Genomic DNA, 18093 nt, shown 5'->3' with positions numbered 1-18093 from the left:
ATTTCATTTGATTCGTGCTGGATATGTTGAACGCGTCCGGTGCCTGGTGGCGCGCGCCGACTGAGCAATATTGATCATACCGTTCGTTACTAAACATTGCTGTCGGTAATCGCGGAGTAGATCATGGTACGCAGCTCGCGCCGAACCGGATAAGCGCTCGATGGCAACAGCTGTGTCATGAAGATTGCGATCAGCTGTTCAGCCGGGTCTATCCAGAACACCGTGCTCGCCGCGCCGCCCCATCCATACTCACCGGCGCTGCCGGGGATCATGGTCTTGACCGGATTCATCATCACCGAAAATCCAAGTCCGAAGCCGACGCCGGCATAGCTCGTTTCGCTGAACATCGACGTCGACATGTCGGCGACGTAGGCACCGCCGGGCAGATGATTGTTGGTCATCAGCGCGATCGTCTTCGGAGCGAGCAGGCGCACGTCGCCGAGCGCACCGCCATTGAGCAGGGCGCGACAGAAGGTGAGATAGTCCGCGGCGGTGGAGCATAGGCCGCCGCCGCCGGAAATCATCTTAGGCGGCGACAGGAATGAACTCGTCGCGGGATCGTCCTGAAGAACAAAGCCGCCCTTGCCGTCGGCGGCGTAGCAGGCCGCGAGACGATGCGCCTTGTCGGGCGGCACAAAGAAGCCGGTATCCGTCATGCCGAGCGGATCGAAGATACGTTCCTGCAGGAATTGTTCGAATGGCTGTCCACTGATCTTCTCGACGAGATAGCCGATCACGTCGGTCGAGACCGAATAATTCCATGCATCCCCCGGGGAGAATTCCAAGGGGACCTTCGCGAGATCCGAAATCATCGATGTCATCGTGCCGGATTTTTCGATCTCGCCGATCTTGAGTGCACGATAGGCGGCGTCGACATTGGTGCGCTGCTGGAAGCCGTAAGTGAGTCCCGACGTGTGACGCAGCAGGTCGATGATCTGCATGGGACGGGCCGGTCGCTTCGTCACGAACGGCGCCGTTACGCCGGCCTGAAACACGCCGATATTTTCCCATTCCGGAATATATTTGTGCACGAGTTCATCGAGCGTGACGCGCCCTTCCTCCACCAGCATCATGAAGGCGACCGACGTGATCGGCTTGGTCATCGAATAGATGCGGAAAATCGTATCGTCCTTGACGGCGATCTTTCGCTCGAGATCGGCAAAGCCCTGCGTCGCGCTGTGCACGATCTCGCCGTGGCGATAGACCAGAAGCTGTGTGCCGGAAAAACGGCCGGCATCGACATAACGCTGCTTGAGATGCGCTTCGACGCGGGCCAGTGCTGTGGTCGACATGCCGACCTGTTCGGGTGACGCAGACGAAGGGCTCAGGCTTTGGGACGGCATTGCAACATCACTCCGATGTGTGGACGCGGCTCGTTTCTATGGATGAAAATCAGCGGTTGTCCATATGGGTTTGTAGCGGGGCGAGCTTACGTGAAGCTCTGTTTGGTGTATCCTTAAAGATGTAATCGCGTCGTGTTGCTCAGGATGGAATTATGACCCAATTCAATGACACTGAACTCACTGCGGCCGTCATCCAGAGCTTCGACAGGACGCCCGATCCGCGTACGAAATTCCTGCTGCAAGAACTCGTGAAGTCTTTGCACGACTATGTTCGCAAGACCGATCTCACCTTCGGTGAATGGGAAGTGGCGATCGACTTCCTGACCCGCACGGGCCAGAAATGCACGCCGATCCGGCAGGAGTTCATTTTGCTCTCTGACGTGCTGGGCGTCTCGATGCTGGTCGATGCCGTCAACCACAGGGAGCGTGAGGGGGCCACACAGACGACGGTACTCGGACCGTTCTATGTCGGCGAGCATCCCGTCATGGCGCATGGCGCTGATATCTCTCCGGGCCTCACGGGTGAGCGCATGTTCGTGCAGAGCCGCGTCACCGATCTCGACGGCAAGCCGCTGACGGGCGTGCCGGTTGACATCTGGCATGCCGATGATGACGGTTTCTACGACTCGCAGAAAGCCAGCTATGCCACGCAGGGCCCTTCGTCGCGCGCGCGCTTCATCACCGACAGTGATGGCCGGCTGTTCTTCCGCACCATTCTGCCCTGCAGCTATCCGATCCCGACCGATGGTCCGGCCGGAGATCTTGTGCTGAAAACGGGACGTCATCCAATGCGTCCGGCGCATGTGCACTTTCTCGTCGCGGCTCCCGGCTATGAACCGCTGATCACTCACGTCTTCATCGAGGGCGACGAATATCTCGACTCCGATGTCGTGTTCGGCGTGAAGTACGATCTGATCGCCACCGTCGAGAACCGCAGCGATGCCTTTATGCCTGATGGTCAGCCTGCCACGGGGCCGTGGCATCTGATGACCTATAATTTCCGGATGAAGCCGGGCGAGGGCACGGTGCCGCAGCCGATGATGCCGGAAAAGGCCGAGGCGTAAGCGATCTCGGCCGTCTGCCATCTGCGATCAGGTCGCGCTCCAGTCGCGTTGCGAGAGTTCCTGCAGCGACTCCAGGAAGAACTGATCGAACAGGAACGGTGTATCGCCGTGTGCGGCCGATGGCGCGATGAGGGTGACCATGCCTAACAGCGCGCGGCCGAGTTCGCCGATGCGCTCGGCAAAGGCCTCGAGCCCGCTGCGATCAGAGCTCTCGAGGACGGCGTGGAGTGCGCCTTTGGTTTGTGCGATCTGTAGATCGATATCGTCGACGGCGCGATCGAGGGCATCGATATCGACATCCACAGTGACAGTGTTGTCTTTGGTCGGTATCAGCGCGTCCTCAAGGACGCTCTTTCGGAACATATGAAGTTGCCGTGAGACATCCTCGAAATGACCGAACGCTGCCGCCGCATTCGCTTCGAGGTCGCTTTTGCCCTGAGACAGGATCGCTGCCGCGGACACCACGGTCGCCGCCTTCAGGGTGCTGATTACCTTTCGAAGCGACGAGAGGGCAGGTTCGGTGATCACCGGAATGGTCGGCATGAAGCGATCCGTTCGCTGGAAATTGGACTCGGTTGATAGCACCGATCCACGGGTCGGCATGCCGATGAAGTCGGCAAAATAGTACCTCACAATTCATTGCCTATTCCGCGTGCGTCGCACAATAAATGAGCGTCCCGCAAATTTTCGATGCGCGTGGTTCTCTGCGCTGGTCTTGTTGCCTTTAGGTAAGTGATTGCAATTTATCGAAATTTCCATCAGGCAGCGGTTGGCACGAACTTTGAATAGTTCTTAGCGACGCCATTGTAGCCGTCACAATCAATCACCAGCCAGCATTGCCATCATGGGGCTTCCCCCAGGCGCGCCGCTATGTCCGTACGCCTTCGACCCAAGGTGCGCTGTGACGAGGGGCCAATGACGGTGCAGGCGATCCGAGGCGCGAAAGGACGACAGCAGCACATGACGAAGTCAGAGACCAACAAGCCGGGCCGCAAGATCAGCCGCCGTCAGCTTCTGAAAGCCGGCGCGGGAACCGCTGCCTTGCTCGCGGCCGCCCGACTGAACTTCCCCGGCGGCGCTTTCGCGCAGGATGCCGGGCCCGAAGTGAAAGGCGCCAAGCTCGGCTTCATCGCACTAAGCGATGCCGGTCCGCTGTTCGTTGCCAAGGACAAGGGCCTGTTCGCCAAATACGGCATGCCCGATGTGGAAGTGTCGAAGCAGGCCTCGTGGGGCACGCTGCGCGACAACATGGTGCTCGGCTCCGAAGGCAATGGCATCGATGGCGCGCATATCCTGACGCCGATGCCGTACCTGATCTCGTCCGGCAAGGTCACCCAGAACAATCAGCCGACGCCGATGTATATCCTCGCGCGTCTCAATCTCGATGCGCAGTGCATTTCGGTCGGCAATGAATATGCCGATCTGAAGGTCGGCCTCGATGTCGCGCCGCTGAAAGCCGCGTTCGAGAAGAAGAAGGCTGCGGGCAAGTCGGTGAAGGTGGCGATGACCTTCCCGGGCGGCACGCATGACCTGTGGATTCGCTACTGGCTCGCGGCCGGTGGCATCGATCCCGACAAGGATGTCGAGACCATTACCGTGCCGCCGCCGCAGATGGTGGCGAATATGAAGGTCGGTACCATGGACGCGTTCTGCGTCGGCGAGCCGTGGCCCGGCCAGCTCGTGCACCAGAAGATCGGCTACACCGCGGTGAACACCGGCGAGATCTGGAACAAGCATCCGGAGAAGTCGCTCGGCATGCGCGCGGCCTGGGTCGACAAGAACCCGAAGGCGGCGAAGGCGATCACCATGGCTATCATGGAAGCCCAGCAGTGGGCCGACAAGATGGAGAACAAGGAAGAGCTCGCTACCATCATGGGCAAGCGGCAGTGGATCAACTGCCCGGTCGAGGACATCCTCGATCGCGCCCGTGGCAAGTTCGACTACGGCACCGGCAAGGTGGTCGAGAACTCGCCGCACATCATGAAGTACTGGAAGGACTTCGCGTCCTATCCGTTCCAGAGCCACGATCTCTGGTTCATGACCGAAGACATCCGCTGGGGCAAATACGAGCCCGGCTTCGACTCGAAGGCGCTGATCGCCAAGGTCAACCGCGAGGATATCTGGCGTGACGCGGCGAAGACCATGGGCGTCGCTGCCGCCGAGATCCCGACCTCGACCTCGCGCGGCAAGGAGACCTTCTTCGACGGCAAGGTCTTCGATCCCGAAAATCCGGCAGCCTACCTCAAGTCGCTCGCCATCAAGCGCGTCGAAGCCTGAGACACACGTTTGGGACCGATGCGGACTAGCTGAAATGACGGAGACAGTGCGATGAACATGCAAGCTATCAAGACGGAGCCGGCAACGGCACTGGCGAAGCCGCCGGTGGCGAGCGTCGCACTGTCTCCCAAGCAGCCGGTAAGTTTCGACAGATACGCCAAGATGGCGAAAGAGACAGCGGCGCGGGTCATCCCGCCGCTGATCGTCGTCCTCCTGCTCGGTGTGATGTGGGAGCTCTTGTGCCGGCGCACCGGATCAACGCTCCCGCCGCCCTCAAAGGTCTACAAGGACACCAAGGAACTGATCTTCGATCCGTTCTTCGACAATGGCGGCCTGGACAAGGGTCTGTTCTGGCATATCTCGGCCAGTCTCCTGCGTGTGGCCTATGGCTACTCGCTCGCTGCCGTCGTCGGCATCGCGCTTGGCACGCTGGTCGGCCAGTCGGTCTGGGCCATGCGTGGTCTCGATCCGATCTTCCAGGTGTTGCGCACTATTCCGCCGTTGGCCTGGCTGCCGCTGGCGCTCGCGGCCTTCCGGGATGGTCAGCCGTCGGCGATCTTCGTGATCTTCATCACCTCGATCTGGCCCATCATCATCAACACCGCAGTCGGCATTCGCAACATCCCGCAGGACTATCGCAACGTCGCCGCCGTCGTGCAGCTCAATCCGGTGGAATTTTTCTGGAAGGTCATGCTGCCGGCGGCTGCGCCCTATATTTTCACCGGTCTGCGCATCGGTATCGGCCTGTCATGGCTCGCCATCATCGCGGCTGAAATGCTGATTGGCGGCGTGGGCATCGGCTTCTTCATCTGGGATGCCTGGAATTCCTCGCATATGAGCGAGATCATCCTGGCGCTGTTCTATGTCGGCATCGTCGGCTTCGTGCTCGATCGCCTGATCGCCGCCCTCGGCAAGCTCGTCACCCACGGCACTTCAGTCAGCTAACATTTGGGTCAGCTAAGGAGAGATATCATGAAGGCATATCTGAAGCTCGACCACGTCGACAAGGTGTTCACCCGCGGCAAGGTCTCGTCCGAAGTATTGAAGGACATCAACCTCAGCCTCGGCAAGGGTGAGTATATCTCGATCATCGGCCATTCCGGTTGCGGCAAGTCGACGATGCTCAACATCATCGCCGGCCTGACACGTGCAACGATGGGCGGCGTGATCCTTGAGGATCGCGAAGTCAATTCGCCCGGGCCCGATCGCGCCGTCGTGTTCCAGAACCACAGCCTGCTGCCGTGGCTGACGGTTTATCAGAACGTCCGTCTTGGCGTGGACAAGGTGTTTGCCAAGACCAAGTCCCGCGCTGAGCGCGACGAATGGACAATGCACAATCTCAATCTCGTGCAGATGACGCATGCCAAGGACAAGCGCCCTTCGGAAATCTCCGGCGGCATGAAGCAGCGAGTTGGCATTGCCCGTGCCCTCGCGATGGAGCCCAAGGTGCTGTTGCTGGACGAACCGTTCGGTGCGCTGGACGCGCTGACCCGCGCGCATCTGCAGGACTCGGTGATGGCGCTGCATCAGAAACTCGGCAACACCATCGTCATGATCACCCATGACGTGGACGAAGCCGTGCTGCTGTCGGACCGCATCGTGATGATGACCAACGGGCCATCAGCGACCATCGGCGAAGTGCTCGATGTGCCGCTCGCACGACCGCGTCAGCGTCTCGAACTGGCGAGTAACCCGGTCTATCTCGACTGCCGCAAGCGCGTGCTCGAATTCCTGTATGAGCGCCACAAGTTCGTCGAAGCCGCGTAAGCATCTTGTTACCTCTTGACTTCCGAGGATAAACCGAATGAATGCGGCTCAGACTTTCCGGATAGCTGCAAATCATGAGTCGTTCGATAGGCCTGACGCGCGAAGAAATCATGCGCGTGCAATCGTCATTCGATCAGATGTGGCCGAACTCCTCGGTCATGGTGGATCTGTTTTATGCCCGGCTGTTCGAGACATTGCCGGAAACGCGCCCGCTGTTTCGCGGCGACATGGCGCAGCTCAAGCACAAGTTCATCGCAACGCTTGCAGTGATCGTCGGCAGTCTCGACAATATCACAGGTCTGTTGTCGGTGATCGGCAAGCTCGCGAAAGACCATGTGCATTATGGCGTGGAGGCCGCGCACTACGAGTCTGTCGGCGAGGCACTGTTCTGGAGTCTGGGGCAGGGGCTTGGCGAGCGCTGGACGCCCGAGGTGGAAGCCTCGTGGCACAAGGTCTACAATTTCCTGGCGGCGCGCATGATTTCTGCGGCCTATCACTAAAACCACATCGCATTTTATCGCGCGCTGAACATTTGCTCACGCGGCGCGACACACAAGCTCACCTTCCACTGCAAGGAGAGTTAGCATGAATGCGTCCGACGTTGCTCTGGTTCAGGATAGTTTCAAGAAAGTCGCGCCGATTTCCGATGTGGCTGCGGAATTGTTCTACGGCCGTCTCTTCGAGGTTGCCCCGCAAGTGAAGCCGATGTTTCGCGGCGACATGAAGGAGCAGGGTCGCAAATTGATGGCGACGCTTGGTGTCGTCGTCACGGGCCTGACGCGACTCGAAACCGTACTGCCTGCAGCGAGCGCGCTCGCCAAGCAGCACGTGGCCTACGGCGTAAAGGCCGAACATTATCCGATCGTCGGCGGTGCGCTGCTGTGGACCCTGGAGAAGGGCCTCGGCGACGCATGGACGTCCGAACTCGCCGCAGCCTGGACCGCAGCCTATGGCACGCTGTCCGGCTACATGATTTCTGAAGCCTACGGCACAGCGCAGGCGGCCGAGTAAGGATATGACGTGAGCGAGCCGCTGGTCATCATTGGTAACGGAATGGCAGCGGCTCGGCTCGTGGACGAGCTGGCGAAATGCGCGCTCGGTCGATACGCCATCGCCGTCATCGGAGACGAACCGCGGCTCGCCTACAATCGCGTCTTGCTGTCGTCTGTGCTGGCCGGTGAGGCGACATCCCAGGAAATCGAGCTGAAGCCTGCTGCCTGGTGGCGCGACCGCGGCGTCACGCTGAAATACGGCGCGACGGCGACCGCCATCGACATGGCCGCGCGCGAGGTTACGACATCGACCGGCAAGCATGTGCCGTTCTCAAAACTGGTCATCGCCACCGGTTCATCCGCACTGCGGCTGCCGGTGCCCGGTGGTGATCTCAAGGGCGTGCATGTGTTCCGCGACAGCCGCGACGTGGACCTGCTGCTCGAACTCGCCGCGCAGAAGAAGCGCGTCGTCGTGGTCGGTGGCGGCCTGCTGGGTCTCGAAGCGGCCTATGGTCTCGCCAAGGCGGGTGCTGACGTCACACTGATCCATCTGATGGACCGGCTGATGGAACGTCAGCTGGATGCACCTGCAGCGAACCTCCTGAAGACGCTGGTCGAGCGCAAGGGCGTCAGGATTCTGCTCAATGCCAATACCGCGCGTATTCATGGCAACGATTGTGTCGAGAGCGTCGAACTCGCCGATGGCCGCACGCTTGACGCCGATGCGGTGATCTTTGCGGCCGGCATTCGGCCCAACACGTCCCTCGCCAAGGAAGCGGAAATCCCGGTCAATCGCGGCATTGTCGTCAACGACCAGATGGCAACCGGCACCGACGACGTTTTCGCACTCGGCGAATGCGCCGAGCATCGCGGCACCTGCTACGGCCTCGTCGAGCCCGCCTACGAACAGGCCAGGGTGTTGGCGCGCCATCTCGCGGGCAAGGCCGCTGCCTATACGGGCAGCGTGCTCTCTACAAATCTCAAGGTCTCCGGCGTCAGCGTTTTCTCCGCTGGAGACTTCATGGCGGGCGAAGGCAGCGAGACGCTGCTGCTCAACGATGTCCGCCGCGGCACCTACAAGAAGCTGGTGATCGCAGATGGCGCGCTCACTGGCGCCGTGCTGGTCGGCGATACGCAGGATGCGCTGTGGTATCTCGAACTGATCCGCAGCGGTGCTGATATTTCCGATATCCGCGCCGAGATGATGTTCGGCCGCGCACTCGCCGTCCGCGCGGAGGCGGCGTGATGAACGCGGTCGATCCGCATCTGCATGTCACGCGCACCACATGCCCTTACTGCGGCGTCGGTTGCGGCGTGCTGGCGACGCCGGACGGCAACGGCGGCGCAGCGATTGCGGGCGATCCCGCGCATCCCGCCAATCTCGGGCGGCTCTGCTCGAAGGGATCGGCACTCGGCGAAACGCTGAGCCTCGACGAGCGTCTGCTGCATCCGATGATGCGCAGCGACGACGGCGAGATGGCGCAGGTCGCCTGGAGCGATGCGCTGGATCATGTCGCCGAAGGATTTCAGAAGGTCGCCGCCGAACATGGCCCCGGTGCCGTAGCCTTTTATCTCTCCGGCCAGCTGCTGACCGAGGATTACTACGTCGCCAACAAGCTGATGAAGGGTTTTCTCGGCAGCGCCAATGTCGATACCAATTCGCGGCTCTGCATGGCCTCATCCGTGGCTGGCCACAAGCGTGCGTTTGGCGCCGATACGGTGCCGGGGTGCTACGAGGATCTCGACCAGGCAGATCTGCTGGTGCTGGTCGGCTCCAATGCCGCCTGGTGCCATCCGGTGCTGTATCAGCGCATGCTGGCCAACAAGCAGACGCGGGGCGCACGGATCGTCGTGATCGATCCACGCCGCACCGACACGGTTGGCGATGACGATCTGTTTCTCGGCCTGAAGCCGGGTACTGATACCGCACTGTTCAGCGGGCTGTTCGCCTATCTCGCCGATAACGGGGCGCTCGATCGCAGCTATATCGATGAGCATACGTCAGGCTTTGACGACGCGCTGGCGCGGGCTAGAACCATCGCCGGCAGTGTGGCGGCGACAGCAAAGGCGACGGGACTCGACGAGATCGATGTCGCGACCTTCTTCCAGATGTTCAAGGCGACGCCGCGTGTGGTCACGCTGTATTCGCAGGGCGTCAATCAGTCGGCACAGGGCACCGACAAGGTCAATGCGATCCTCAACTGCCATCTGGCCACCGGCCGCATCGGCAAGCCTGGCGCGTCGCCGTTCTCGCTGACCGGCCAGCCGAATGCCATGGGCGGCCGCGAGGTCGGCGGCCTCGCCAATCAACTTGCAGCCCATATGGGCTTCACGCCTGTTGATATCGACCGTGTGCGCCGCTTCTGGAAGGCACCGCATATCGCCACCCATGAAGGCCTCAAGGCTGTGCAGATGTTCGAAGCCATCGGCCGTGGCGAGATCAAGGCGTTGTGGGTGATGGGCACCAATCCCGCGGTGTCGCTCCCGGATGCCGATGCCGTGCGCGCGGCGCTGAGCAAGCTCGATCTGTTCGTGGTGTCGGAGAATGTGCGCTCCAACGACACTGTGAATGCCGGTGCGCATGTGCTGCTGCCAGCACTGGCCTGGGGCGAGAAGTCCGGCACGGTGACCAATTCCGAACGCCGCGTGTCGCGGCAACGCTCGTTCCTCCGCGCGCCTGGCGAGGCGCGACCAGACTGGTGGGCGCTGAGTGAAGTCGCCAAGCGCCTGGGTTATGGCGCGTCATTTGCCTACACATCGGCCGCCGAGATTTTTCGCGAGCACGCGGCCCTTTCGGCCTTCGAGAACAACGGCCATCGCGACTTCGATATCGGCGGATTGATGAAGGTCTCGGATGAGGCCTTCGACACCATGGCCCCGGTGCAATGGCCGGTGCGCGAGGGCACCACGAAGCCGCAGGCGCGGTTCTTCGCCGGTGGTCAATTCTACGCCAATGACCGGCGCGCGCGTTTCATCGCGCCGGAGGCGCCGGAGCTGCGCACGCAGGTGTCAATCGAGCGCCCGCTACGTTTGAACACTGGCCGCGTTCGCGATCAGTGGCACACGATGACGCGCACGGGTCTCAGCCCGCGGCTCGGCCAGCATATCCCGGAGCCCTTCGTCGAGATCCATCCTGACGATGCTGCGCAGTTCGCCATTGTCGATGGCGGGCATGCGCGGCTGACGACCGACTATGGCGAATGCGTGCTGAAAGTCATTGTCAGCGAACGCCAGCAGCGCGGCATGCTGTTCGCGCCGATCCACTGGAACGACGAGACCGCGGGGTTCGCGCGTGTCGGTGGACTTGTCGCACCGATCACCGACCCGTTCTCCGGTCAGCCCGAGAACAAGGCCACGCCGGTGGCGATTGCATCTGCGGTGTTTGCACAGCGTGGTTTCGTGCTCTCGCGTAGTCCGCTGGAGATGCCGTTCGGGGTGCAATGGGCGCGCGTCGCGGTCACGGGCGGCGTCGGTTATCTGCTCTCGGACAATACCGACGTCGAGACCTGGCAGAGCTGGTTGAAGCCGTTGCTGGGCGATGATGCCGCTGAATACGAAGACGCCGGCCAAGGTGTGTATCGCGCGGTGTCGTTCAAGGATGACGGGATCGAGACCTGCCTGTTCATCGGCCCGACGGAGGGGGCGCTCTCCTGGGATGCCGTGAAGGAATTATTCGCGGCCGAGACCGTGAGCGACGACCAGCGCCGTACGCTGCTCTCTGGAAAGTCCGCAGATGGTGCTGCGAGTGCAGGGCCCATCGTCTGTGCCTGTTTCGGCGTTGGCCGCAACACCATCTGCGACGCAATTGCAGCAGGGGCGGGAACTGCGGCCGAGATTGGAACCAGGCTCAAAGCGGGCACCAATTGCGGCTCGTGCATACCGGAGCTGAAGCGCCTGATCGCGGCGAGCGAAACTGCGCCGGATGAGCAGCGCAAGGTTGCGGCTGCGAATTGAGCGTGGGCCTTTCAGCCGTCATTGCGAGGAGCGAAGCGACGCGGCAATCCAGAGGGCCGCAAGCGAAGACTGGATTGCTTCGTCGCAAGGGCTCCTCGCAATGACGTGGAGGGGCCCTTGCGTCACTTCACCGCGCCCGCGGTCAGTCCCGCCACGATCTGCCTTTGTGCAAACATCGTCAGCAGCAGCACCGGCAGCGTCACGATCAGGGCGGCCGCTGCCAGCGGCCCCCAGCTCAATTGATCGAATGAGATCATGTTGTAGACCGCGACCGGCAATGTCCGCGTTTCCCGTCCTGCCAGCACGATGCCGAACACGAAATTATTCCAGGAGAAAATCACCGAGAGGATGAAGGCAACGGCGATGCCGGAGCGAGCAATCGGCAGCGCGACGTGGCGGAACACCTGCCAGCGGGTGGCGCCGTCGATGATGGCGGATTCTTCGAGCTCCATCGGTGTCGTCTCGAAATAGCCGATCATGATCCAGATCACGATCGGCACTGTCACCACAAGGTGGATGATGATCTGCGGCCACAACGTGCCGAGCAGGCCGAGCCATTGGAACAGCAGGAATAGCGGGATCAGGTAGGACAGGCCGGGCGTGATGCGCGCGATCAGGATGACGATGGCGGATTTGCGCGCGCGCATGCGCGCGATGCCGTACCCGGCAGGCACGCCGATGATGAGAGCGAACAAGGTCGCCGAGCCGGTGACGATCAGCGTGTTGAAGAAATAAGTCATGAATCGCTTGGATTCGATGACGGCGGCGTAATTGCCCCAATTGATGCGCTCGGGGATGAAGACCGGCGGATAGGAAGCGTTGTCGATCTCGAATTTCAGCGACAGCGACAGCATCCAGAGGAAGAACAGCACCGCTGGCGAGACGATGACGATGAAGGCGAAGGTCAGGCCGAGTTTGTTGAGAAAGTCCCGCATGATCAGGCACTGCCTCCGGCTTCGTTCCAGTGGGTGCGCTGGCGCAGATGCAAGAGCGCGCCGGCGAGGGCAACGATGAGCGCGAAGAATACGACCACGATCGCGGAGGCATAGCCGACGTCGTAATAGACGAAGGCGACGCTGTAGAGATAGAGGTTGATGGTTTCCGAGGCGCTGCCGGGACCGCCTTGGGTGATGGCGAAGATGATGTCGAAACTCTTCACGGCGTCGATCATGCGGATCATCGCCGCGATGAACAGGAACGGCGTGATCATCGGCAGCGAGATGTAGCGGAAGGTCTGCCACGGTGTCGCGCCGTCGATCTGGGCGCTTTCATAGGGCTCGGTCGGAATGGCGCTGAGGCCGCCGAGCACGATCAGCATGACCAGCGGCGTCCATTGCCACGTTTCCACCAGCACCAGCGACGGGATTGCGGTGGCGGGATGGAACACCCAGAGCGATGGCGGTAGGCCGAACAGCGATAGCAGATAGTTCAGCACGCCGAGCTGCGGGTGGAACATCATCGTCCACACCAAGGCGATAGCGACCGGCGTTGCCATCATCGGCAGGATGAATAGCCCGCGGAAGAAGCCGCGCAGCGGAAACTTGTTGTTGAAGATCACCGCCGCCAGCGTGCCAAGGATCAGCGGCAGCGCGACCGATAGCGCCGTATAGACCAGGGTGTGCCCCACGGATTCCACAAAACGCGCATCGCTTGGCAGCCTGAGATAATTGGCGAAGCCGACGAAAGTCGGCGCTTGGCCGACCTTCCATTCGTGCAGGCTCATCCAGATCGTATAGACCCACGGGAAGATGATGACCGCCATGACGACGATCATCGCTGGAATCACGAACGGCCAATAGGAAATTGGCCGCCACTCGTTCTTTTTCGCAGTCGCCGTTTCGGCCCCGACCGTTGCGGTCGTTTTGGCGACTGCCTTTCCCGCTGTCAGTTCGCTCACGATTTTTCGCTGCGCTCCAGAATCGGCCGGAACTGTTCGTGGGCCTTCTTCAGCTCGGTAGCCGGATCCGCGCCTGCCAAAGTCGCAGTCACAGCGGCGCCGACAAGGTCGCGGAATTCGGCGACAGGCACGATGACCGGCAGGCCGAGCTTGCTGATCTTGGCCGAGGCGATCACCGAATCCAGCCACTCCTGGTTCTTCACGCCCTTGCGCACCGTCTCGTCATTGAGGATCGAATTGCGGAACGGCACGCCGCCGCCGCTCTGCAACAGCCGGGCGCCCATGGTCTTCGACACCGCCCATTGGCAATAGAGATAGGCGGCTTCCTTCTTGGTGCTGGTCTTGGCGATGCCGATGCCGTCGCCATAGGCGGCGGAGAATTGCCCCTTCGGTCCGGCGGGCACGACGGTGTAGCCAATCTTGCCGACCACGCGCGACGCATTGGGATCCTCGATCGGCGGTGCCCAGCCGACACCGTCGATCCACATGGCCGCGCGGCCCTGCGTCAGCGAGGCCATCGACTCCATCCAGTTGAAGCCCGCGACGCCGGGAGGTGCCGTCTTGGTCAGAAGACGCTGATACATCTTGGTCGCTTCGATCGCCTCGGGCCCATCGGTCAGGATGTTGCCCTTGGCGTCGAGGAATTCGCCGCCATAGTTGAGGAAGAAGTTGGTCCACAGCGTCATGTTGGCGTTGCGGAGGCCACGCCCGGTGAAACCATAGATGCCGTTGGCGGGATCGTTGAGTTTCTCGGCGGCGGCTGCCATCTCATCCATGGTTTTCGGAACTGCGACGCCCTTCTTGGCGAACATTTCCTTGTTGTAGTACAGGATGAAATAGTCCACCGACCACGGCAGTGAATGCATCTGGCCCTTGTCGTTCTGCGCGAATTGCAGACCGCCGGTGGAGAAGTCTTCAACTTTCAGATCCGGCGCGGTGAGGTTCGGATCTTTCATGAAGCCGGTGAGATCGGCGAGCCAGCCGGCCTTTTCGAACTGGCGCTTCTGGACGTGGTAGCTGACATGCACGACGTCGAAGCTGGGCTTGCCCGAGGTGAGCTCGATCACGGCCTTCTGGCGCTGCTGTTGCTCCGGGATCACTTCGGATTCGACCTTGATGCCGGTTAGTTCCGTGAATTCGGAGGCGTATTTCTGCAGCAGTTCGCCGCGCGGACCCTTGATCAGATTGGCTTCAATCGTGGTGCCTGCGTACTTCTTCCAGGCGGGATCGGCGAAAGCTGGAATGCCGGTGAGGCCAAGCGCGCTGGTGGCGAGCGCCCCCTGCACAAAGGCACGACGTGTCGGGCCGTAAAGAGCCATGTGTCATCCTCCCTCGAGCCGCCTTGACCGGCGGTGATTTTATGGTCGCTCCCCGTGGACCGGAGATGCGCCTAAGGGATCGTAACACGATGGACTGGGGCGACAAGGCCACGCGTCGGGTTGTCAGACAACTTTGCACGCTGCACGCATCTTACGCAGATTGCTGCGCTGCTCAGTCCTTGACGTCGCGGCCGAGCCGACGCGAGATCGCATTGGTGCAATCGAGCAGGGCGCTGGCGATTGGGCTGTTCCAGTTGACGTCGAAGGTGCCCACCGCGCCCATGGCGGTCACGGCGAGAACCACCGCGCCGCTGTGATCGAACACCGGTGCGGAGAAGGCATTAACGCCGCGCAGGGGTTCGCCAACGGCGCGGGCCAGCCCGCGCGTGCGAATGTCGGCGAGGATCTTGTCGATGGCCGGGCCTTTTATCTTCCGGTTCGGGTCGTAGCCGATCGAGAGCCGATCGAGATCCTCGGTGAGCGCGGCATTGATGGTTGCGGGTGGCATGAATGCCGCGAATATCCGCCCTGTCGCGGTTTCGAGCAACGATACCGTGGAGCCCACGCGCATGGCGATATGTACGGGATGACTGGGCTCCTCCATGCGCACTACGGTGGGTCCATGGGTACCCCAGATCGCCAGCGAGACGGCGTGGTCGATGGTGCCGGCCAATGCCGTGATGGCCGGCGTTGCGACGCGAACCGCCGACAGGCGCCGCAGCGTGACGATGCCGAGTTCGAGGGCGAGCGCACCGAATTCATAGCGGCCGGTGGAGGGGTCCTGCTCGATCAGGCCGATGCGGGAGAAACTGGCGAGATAGGGATGCGCCTTGGCCGGTGACATTCCGGCCTCGCGGGCCAGATCCCGCAGCATCATCGGTTCCCCATTGCGCACCAGCGCTTGCAGCAATTCACCCCCGACCTCGATCGACTGAATACCGCGACTCTCTTTAGCCATGCTTGCCCCAAACCAGTGCCGCGGACACTACACGGCCAGAAAGCCTCCATCCACTGGCAAGGTCACGCCTGTGACATAGGACGCCATGGGGGAGGCGAGGAAGACCACGGGGCCGATCAGCTCATCGGGCTGGCCGACGCGGCCCAGCGGCGTGCGGCCGAGGAAGCCCGCCAATCGTGCGGGATCGTTGCGTGTCGCTTCGGTCATGGCCGTCTCGATCACGCCGGGCGCAATGGCGTTGACGCGCACGCCGTCTTTGGCGACTTCGCGCGCCAGCGCTTGCGTCAGAAGCTTCACGCCGCCCTTGGACGGCGAATAGCCGAGCGTATCGGCGACGCCGACGAAAGAGGCGATGGAGGCAAGATTGATCACGCTGCCACGCCGGGCGCGCAAGGCCGGCAGGAAGGCATGGGTGACGTTAAACACGCCGTTGAGGTTGACGTCGAGTACGCGCCGCCAGTTCTCAACCGCGCGCTCGGAGTCGATGCCCTCGCGAATGATGATGCCGGCATTATTGATCAGGATCGAAATGTCGCCGGCACTCGCCTTGACGGTCTGCGCGAGCTGTTGGCAGGCATCGACATCCGTGACGTCGAGATGATGATGCCATGACCGCTGCCCGGTGGCTGCAATATCGCCGGCCGTGCGTGCGGCGCCATCGCGGTCGATGTCGGCCACCATAACATCGGCGCCATGTGCAGCCAGCCCCAGCGCAATCGCACGACCGTTGCCGGCGCCGGCACCCGTTACAAGCGCCAATTGACCCTTGAGCAGATGGGGTGCGAAGCTGGCCATCATGCCGCCTTTACCGGTGTGCCGGCGAGGTGGCGGCCGGCGATATAGCCGAAGGTGAGCGCGGGGCCGAGCGTGATACCCGCGCCGGGGTAGTTGCCGCCCATGATGCTCGCCATGTCGTTGCCGGCCGCATAGAGGCCGTTGATGACCTGACCGCCGGCATCGAGCGCGCGTGCCTGCGCATCGGTCCTGATGCCGGCATAGGTGCCGAGATCGCCGATCACCATCTTGATGGCATAGAATGGCCCCTGTTCGATGGGTGCTACGCAGGGGTTCGGCCCGTGATTGGCGTCACCCTGATAGCGATTATAGGCGCGTGAGCCCTTGCCATAGGCGGGATCGCGGCCTTCGGCGGCGGTGTTATTGAATTGCGCGACAGTGGTGACAAAGCCGCCGGCGTCGATGCCGGCCTTGCCCGCGAGTTCTTCGAGCGTGTTGCCCTTGATGAGATAGCCCGAGTTCAGATACTGGCCGATCGACATCGGGAAGGGCGGCACGGCGCCGAGTCCGTATTGGCGCAAGGCGCGGTGGTCGCAGACGAGCCAGGCCGCGATTTCCTCGCCGGGCTTCGCTGCCTTCATCATCTGCTGAACGAAGGCGTGGTAGGAATTGCCTTCATTGGCGAAGCGGGCACCGTCGCGCATCACGGCAATCACACCCGGTTTGGCGCGGTCAATGAAATGAGGCATCACGCCCTTGCTGCCATCCTTGCGATGAGTGACCGAGACCGGCACCCAGGCAGCGGCATTCGGCAATGAATCTTCGACACGGCCGCCCACGGATTCGGCCAGACGAAGACCGTCGCCGGTATTGCCGGTTGGACCGGGCGAATAGTGCTCTCGGCCGGTCGGTGCATGCGGAAACATTGCCTTGCGCCGTTCGATGTCATGCGGGAAGCCGCCGCATGCGAGCACCACGCCGCGGCGTGCGAAGATGCGGACGCGCTTGCCGTTGCGTTCGATGATGGCGCCGCGGACCGCGCCGTTCTCGATGATCAGTTCACGCACCGGGGACGATAGCCAGAGCGGGATCTTGAGGTCGAAGGCCGACTTGGCGAGCCGGCCGGCGAGTGCGTTGCCGTTGGTCAGTGTCATGCCGCGGCCATAGCGCAGCACGTTCATGAAGTGCTTCGACAGCCGCTTGGCCACATAGACCGCCGAGGTCAGCGACTTGGTCGCGCGCATGAAATGGATGATGTCCTTGCCGGAGCCAAGCATGATGCCAAACACCGTCAGTTCGGGCAGGGGCGCGCCGATATCTTTGATATGTTCGCCGAGCTCACGCCCGTCGAACGGCCGCGCCACCATGGAACGGCCGCCCTGCTTGCCGCCGGGCGCCTCCGCATCGTAGTCGGGAAAAGTCAGCGGCATATCGAAGCGCACCGCCGTCTTGCTTGTGAAGAAATCAACCGCTTCGGGCCCTGCGGCGAGAAACGCATCGACGCGTGCGGCGTCGTAACTGTTGCCGGCCTCGTGGCGCAGATAGGTGCGCGCCTCGTCAGGGCCTTCATTGATGCCCCAGGCGCGCGCCAGCGAGGTGCCGGGAATCCACAGCCAGCCGCCGGAGCGTGCGGTCGTGCCACCGAACCGCGGCTCCTTTTCGACGATCAGGACATCGAGCCCGCTATGTTTGGCGGTAATCGCCGCCGACATGCCGGAGCAGCCGGAGCCGGCGACGAGTACGTCGCATTCATAGAGCTCAATATTCGCTTTGGGATCAGCAGCCAT

The 18093-nt window shown here is 61.8% G+C and carries 16 protein-coding genes; 8 read left to right on the top strand and 8 right to left on the bottom strand.

Annotated elements, in window-relative coordinates:
• Positions 1 to 89: 89 nt before the first annotated feature.
• A complete protein-coding gene (locus AB7813_RS11510; RefSeq protein ID WP_439064537.1) occupies positions 90 to 1343 on the bottom strand; it encodes a serine hydrolase domain-containing protein in 1254 nt (417 codons plus the stop codon).
• A gap of 152 nt (positions 1344 to 1495) precedes the next feature.
• On the opposite strand from AB7813_RS11510, the gene AB7813_RS11505 reads away from it, so the two are divergent.
• Complete coding sequence (locus AB7813_RS11505) at positions 1496 to 2407, top strand: intradiol ring-cleavage dioxygenase (RefSeq protein ID WP_439064536.1); 912 nt, start codon at positions 1496 to 1498, stop codon at positions 2405 to 2407.
• A 27-nt stretch (positions 2408 to 2434) separates the two neighbouring features.
• On the opposite strand, the gene AB7813_RS11500 is transcribed toward AB7813_RS11505, so the two are convergent.
• Positions 2435 to 3040, bottom strand: a complete 606-nt coding sequence (locus AB7813_RS11500; RefSeq protein WP_439064535.1) for a hypothetical protein — start codon at positions 3038 to 3040, stop codon at positions 2435 to 2437.
• Positions 3041 to 3367: 327 nt separating this feature from the next.
• Here AB7813_RS11500 and AB7813_RS11495 point away from each other — a divergent pair, with 327 nt between their 5' ends.
• From AB7813_RS11495 to AB7813_RS11465, 7 genes are all read left to right on the top strand, one after another.
• Positions 3368 to 4684: a CmpA/NrtA family ABC transporter substrate-binding protein gene (locus tag AB7813_RS11495; RefSeq protein WP_089265247.1), complete on the top strand. Its 1317-nt coding sequence runs from the start codon at positions 3368 to 3370 to the stop codon at positions 4682 to 4684.
• A 51-nt stretch (positions 4685 to 4735) separates the two neighbouring features.
• On the top strand, positions 4736 to 5629 hold the full coding sequence (gene ntrB, locus AB7813_RS11490) for a nitrate ABC transporter permease (RefSeq protein ID WP_093756668.1): 894 nt from the start codon (positions 4736 to 4738) through the stop codon (positions 5627 to 5629).
• 27 nt (positions 5630 to 5656) lie between these two features.
• The gene (locus tag AB7813_RS11485; protein ID WP_089265245.1) at positions 5657 to 6451 is read left to right on the top strand and encodes an ABC transporter ATP-binding protein; all 795 of its coding nucleotides are present in this window, start codon (positions 5657 to 5659) and stop codon (positions 6449 to 6451) included.
• Positions 6452 to 6525: 74 nt separating this feature from the next.
• A complete protein-coding gene (locus tag AB7813_RS11480; RefSeq protein WP_089265244.1) occupies positions 6526 to 6951 on the top strand; it encodes a globin family protein in 426 nt (141 codons plus the stop codon).
• 85 nt (positions 6952 to 7036) lie between these two features.
• Positions 7037 to 7462: a globin family protein gene (locus AB7813_RS11475; protein WP_439064534.1), complete on the top strand. Its 426-nt coding sequence runs from the start codon at positions 7037 to 7039 to the stop codon at positions 7460 to 7462.
• A gap of 9 nt (positions 7463 to 7471) precedes the next feature.
• Positions 7472 to 8689 (top strand): NAD(P)/FAD-dependent oxidoreductase, encoded by a 1218-nt coding sequence (locus AB7813_RS11470; RefSeq protein ID WP_439064533.1) that lies wholly within the window; start codon positions 7472 to 7474, stop codon positions 8687 to 8689.
• Positions 8689 to 11397, top strand: coding sequence for a molybdopterin-dependent oxidoreductase (locus AB7813_RS11465; RefSeq protein ID WP_439064532.1), 2709 nt, complete (start codon positions 8689 to 8691; stop codon positions 11395 to 11397). The genes AB7813_RS11470 and AB7813_RS11465 overlap by 1 nt, the downstream gene beginning before the upstream one ends.
• 122 nt (positions 11398 to 11519) lie before the next feature.
• Here the strand turns inward: AB7813_RS11465 and AB7813_RS11460 are convergent, their stop codons facing one another.
• The 6 genes from AB7813_RS11460 to AB7813_RS11435 form a co-directional block, all read right to left on the bottom strand.
• Positions 11520 to 12332, bottom strand: a complete 813-nt coding sequence (locus AB7813_RS11460) for a carbohydrate ABC transporter permease (protein WP_068735498.1) — start codon at positions 12330 to 12332, stop codon at positions 11520 to 11522.
• A gap of 2 nt (positions 12333 to 12334) precedes the next feature.
• Entirely contained in the window at positions 12335 to 13294 is a 960-nt protein-coding gene (locus AB7813_RS11455) for a carbohydrate ABC transporter permease (protein WP_439059390.1), read from the bottom strand.
• Positions 13291 to 14613, bottom strand: coding sequence for an ABC transporter substrate-binding protein (locus AB7813_RS11450; RefSeq protein ID WP_439059389.1), 1323 nt, complete (start codon positions 14611 to 14613; stop codon positions 13291 to 13293). Before AB7813_RS11450 ends, AB7813_RS11455 begins: the two co-directional genes overlap by 4 nt.
• Before the next feature lie 172 nt (positions 14614 to 14785).
• A complete protein-coding gene (locus tag AB7813_RS11445; RefSeq protein ID WP_120291451.1) occupies positions 14786 to 15571 on the bottom strand; it encodes an IclR family transcriptional regulator in 786 nt (261 codons plus the stop codon).
• Between the two features lie 27 nt (positions 15572 to 15598).
• A complete protein-coding gene (locus AB7813_RS11440; protein ID WP_439059388.1) occupies positions 15599 to 16366 on the bottom strand; it encodes an SDR family NAD(P)-dependent oxidoreductase in 768 nt (255 codons plus the stop codon).
• Positions 16366 to 18093 (bottom strand): FAD-dependent oxidoreductase, encoded by a 1728-nt coding sequence (locus AB7813_RS11435; protein ID WP_439059387.1) that lies wholly within the window; start codon positions 18091 to 18093, stop codon positions 16366 to 16368. The genes AB7813_RS11440 and AB7813_RS11435 overlap by 1 nt, the downstream gene beginning before the upstream one ends.

The organism is Tardiphaga sp. 20_F10_N6_6 (assembly GCF_052076045.1).
In the GTDB taxonomy this organism is placed as follows: Bacteria; Pseudomonadota; Alphaproteobacteria; order Rhizobiales; family Xanthobacteraceae; genus Tardiphaga; species Tardiphaga robiniae.
This window is presented reverse-complemented; position numbering and strand designations above follow the sequence as displayed.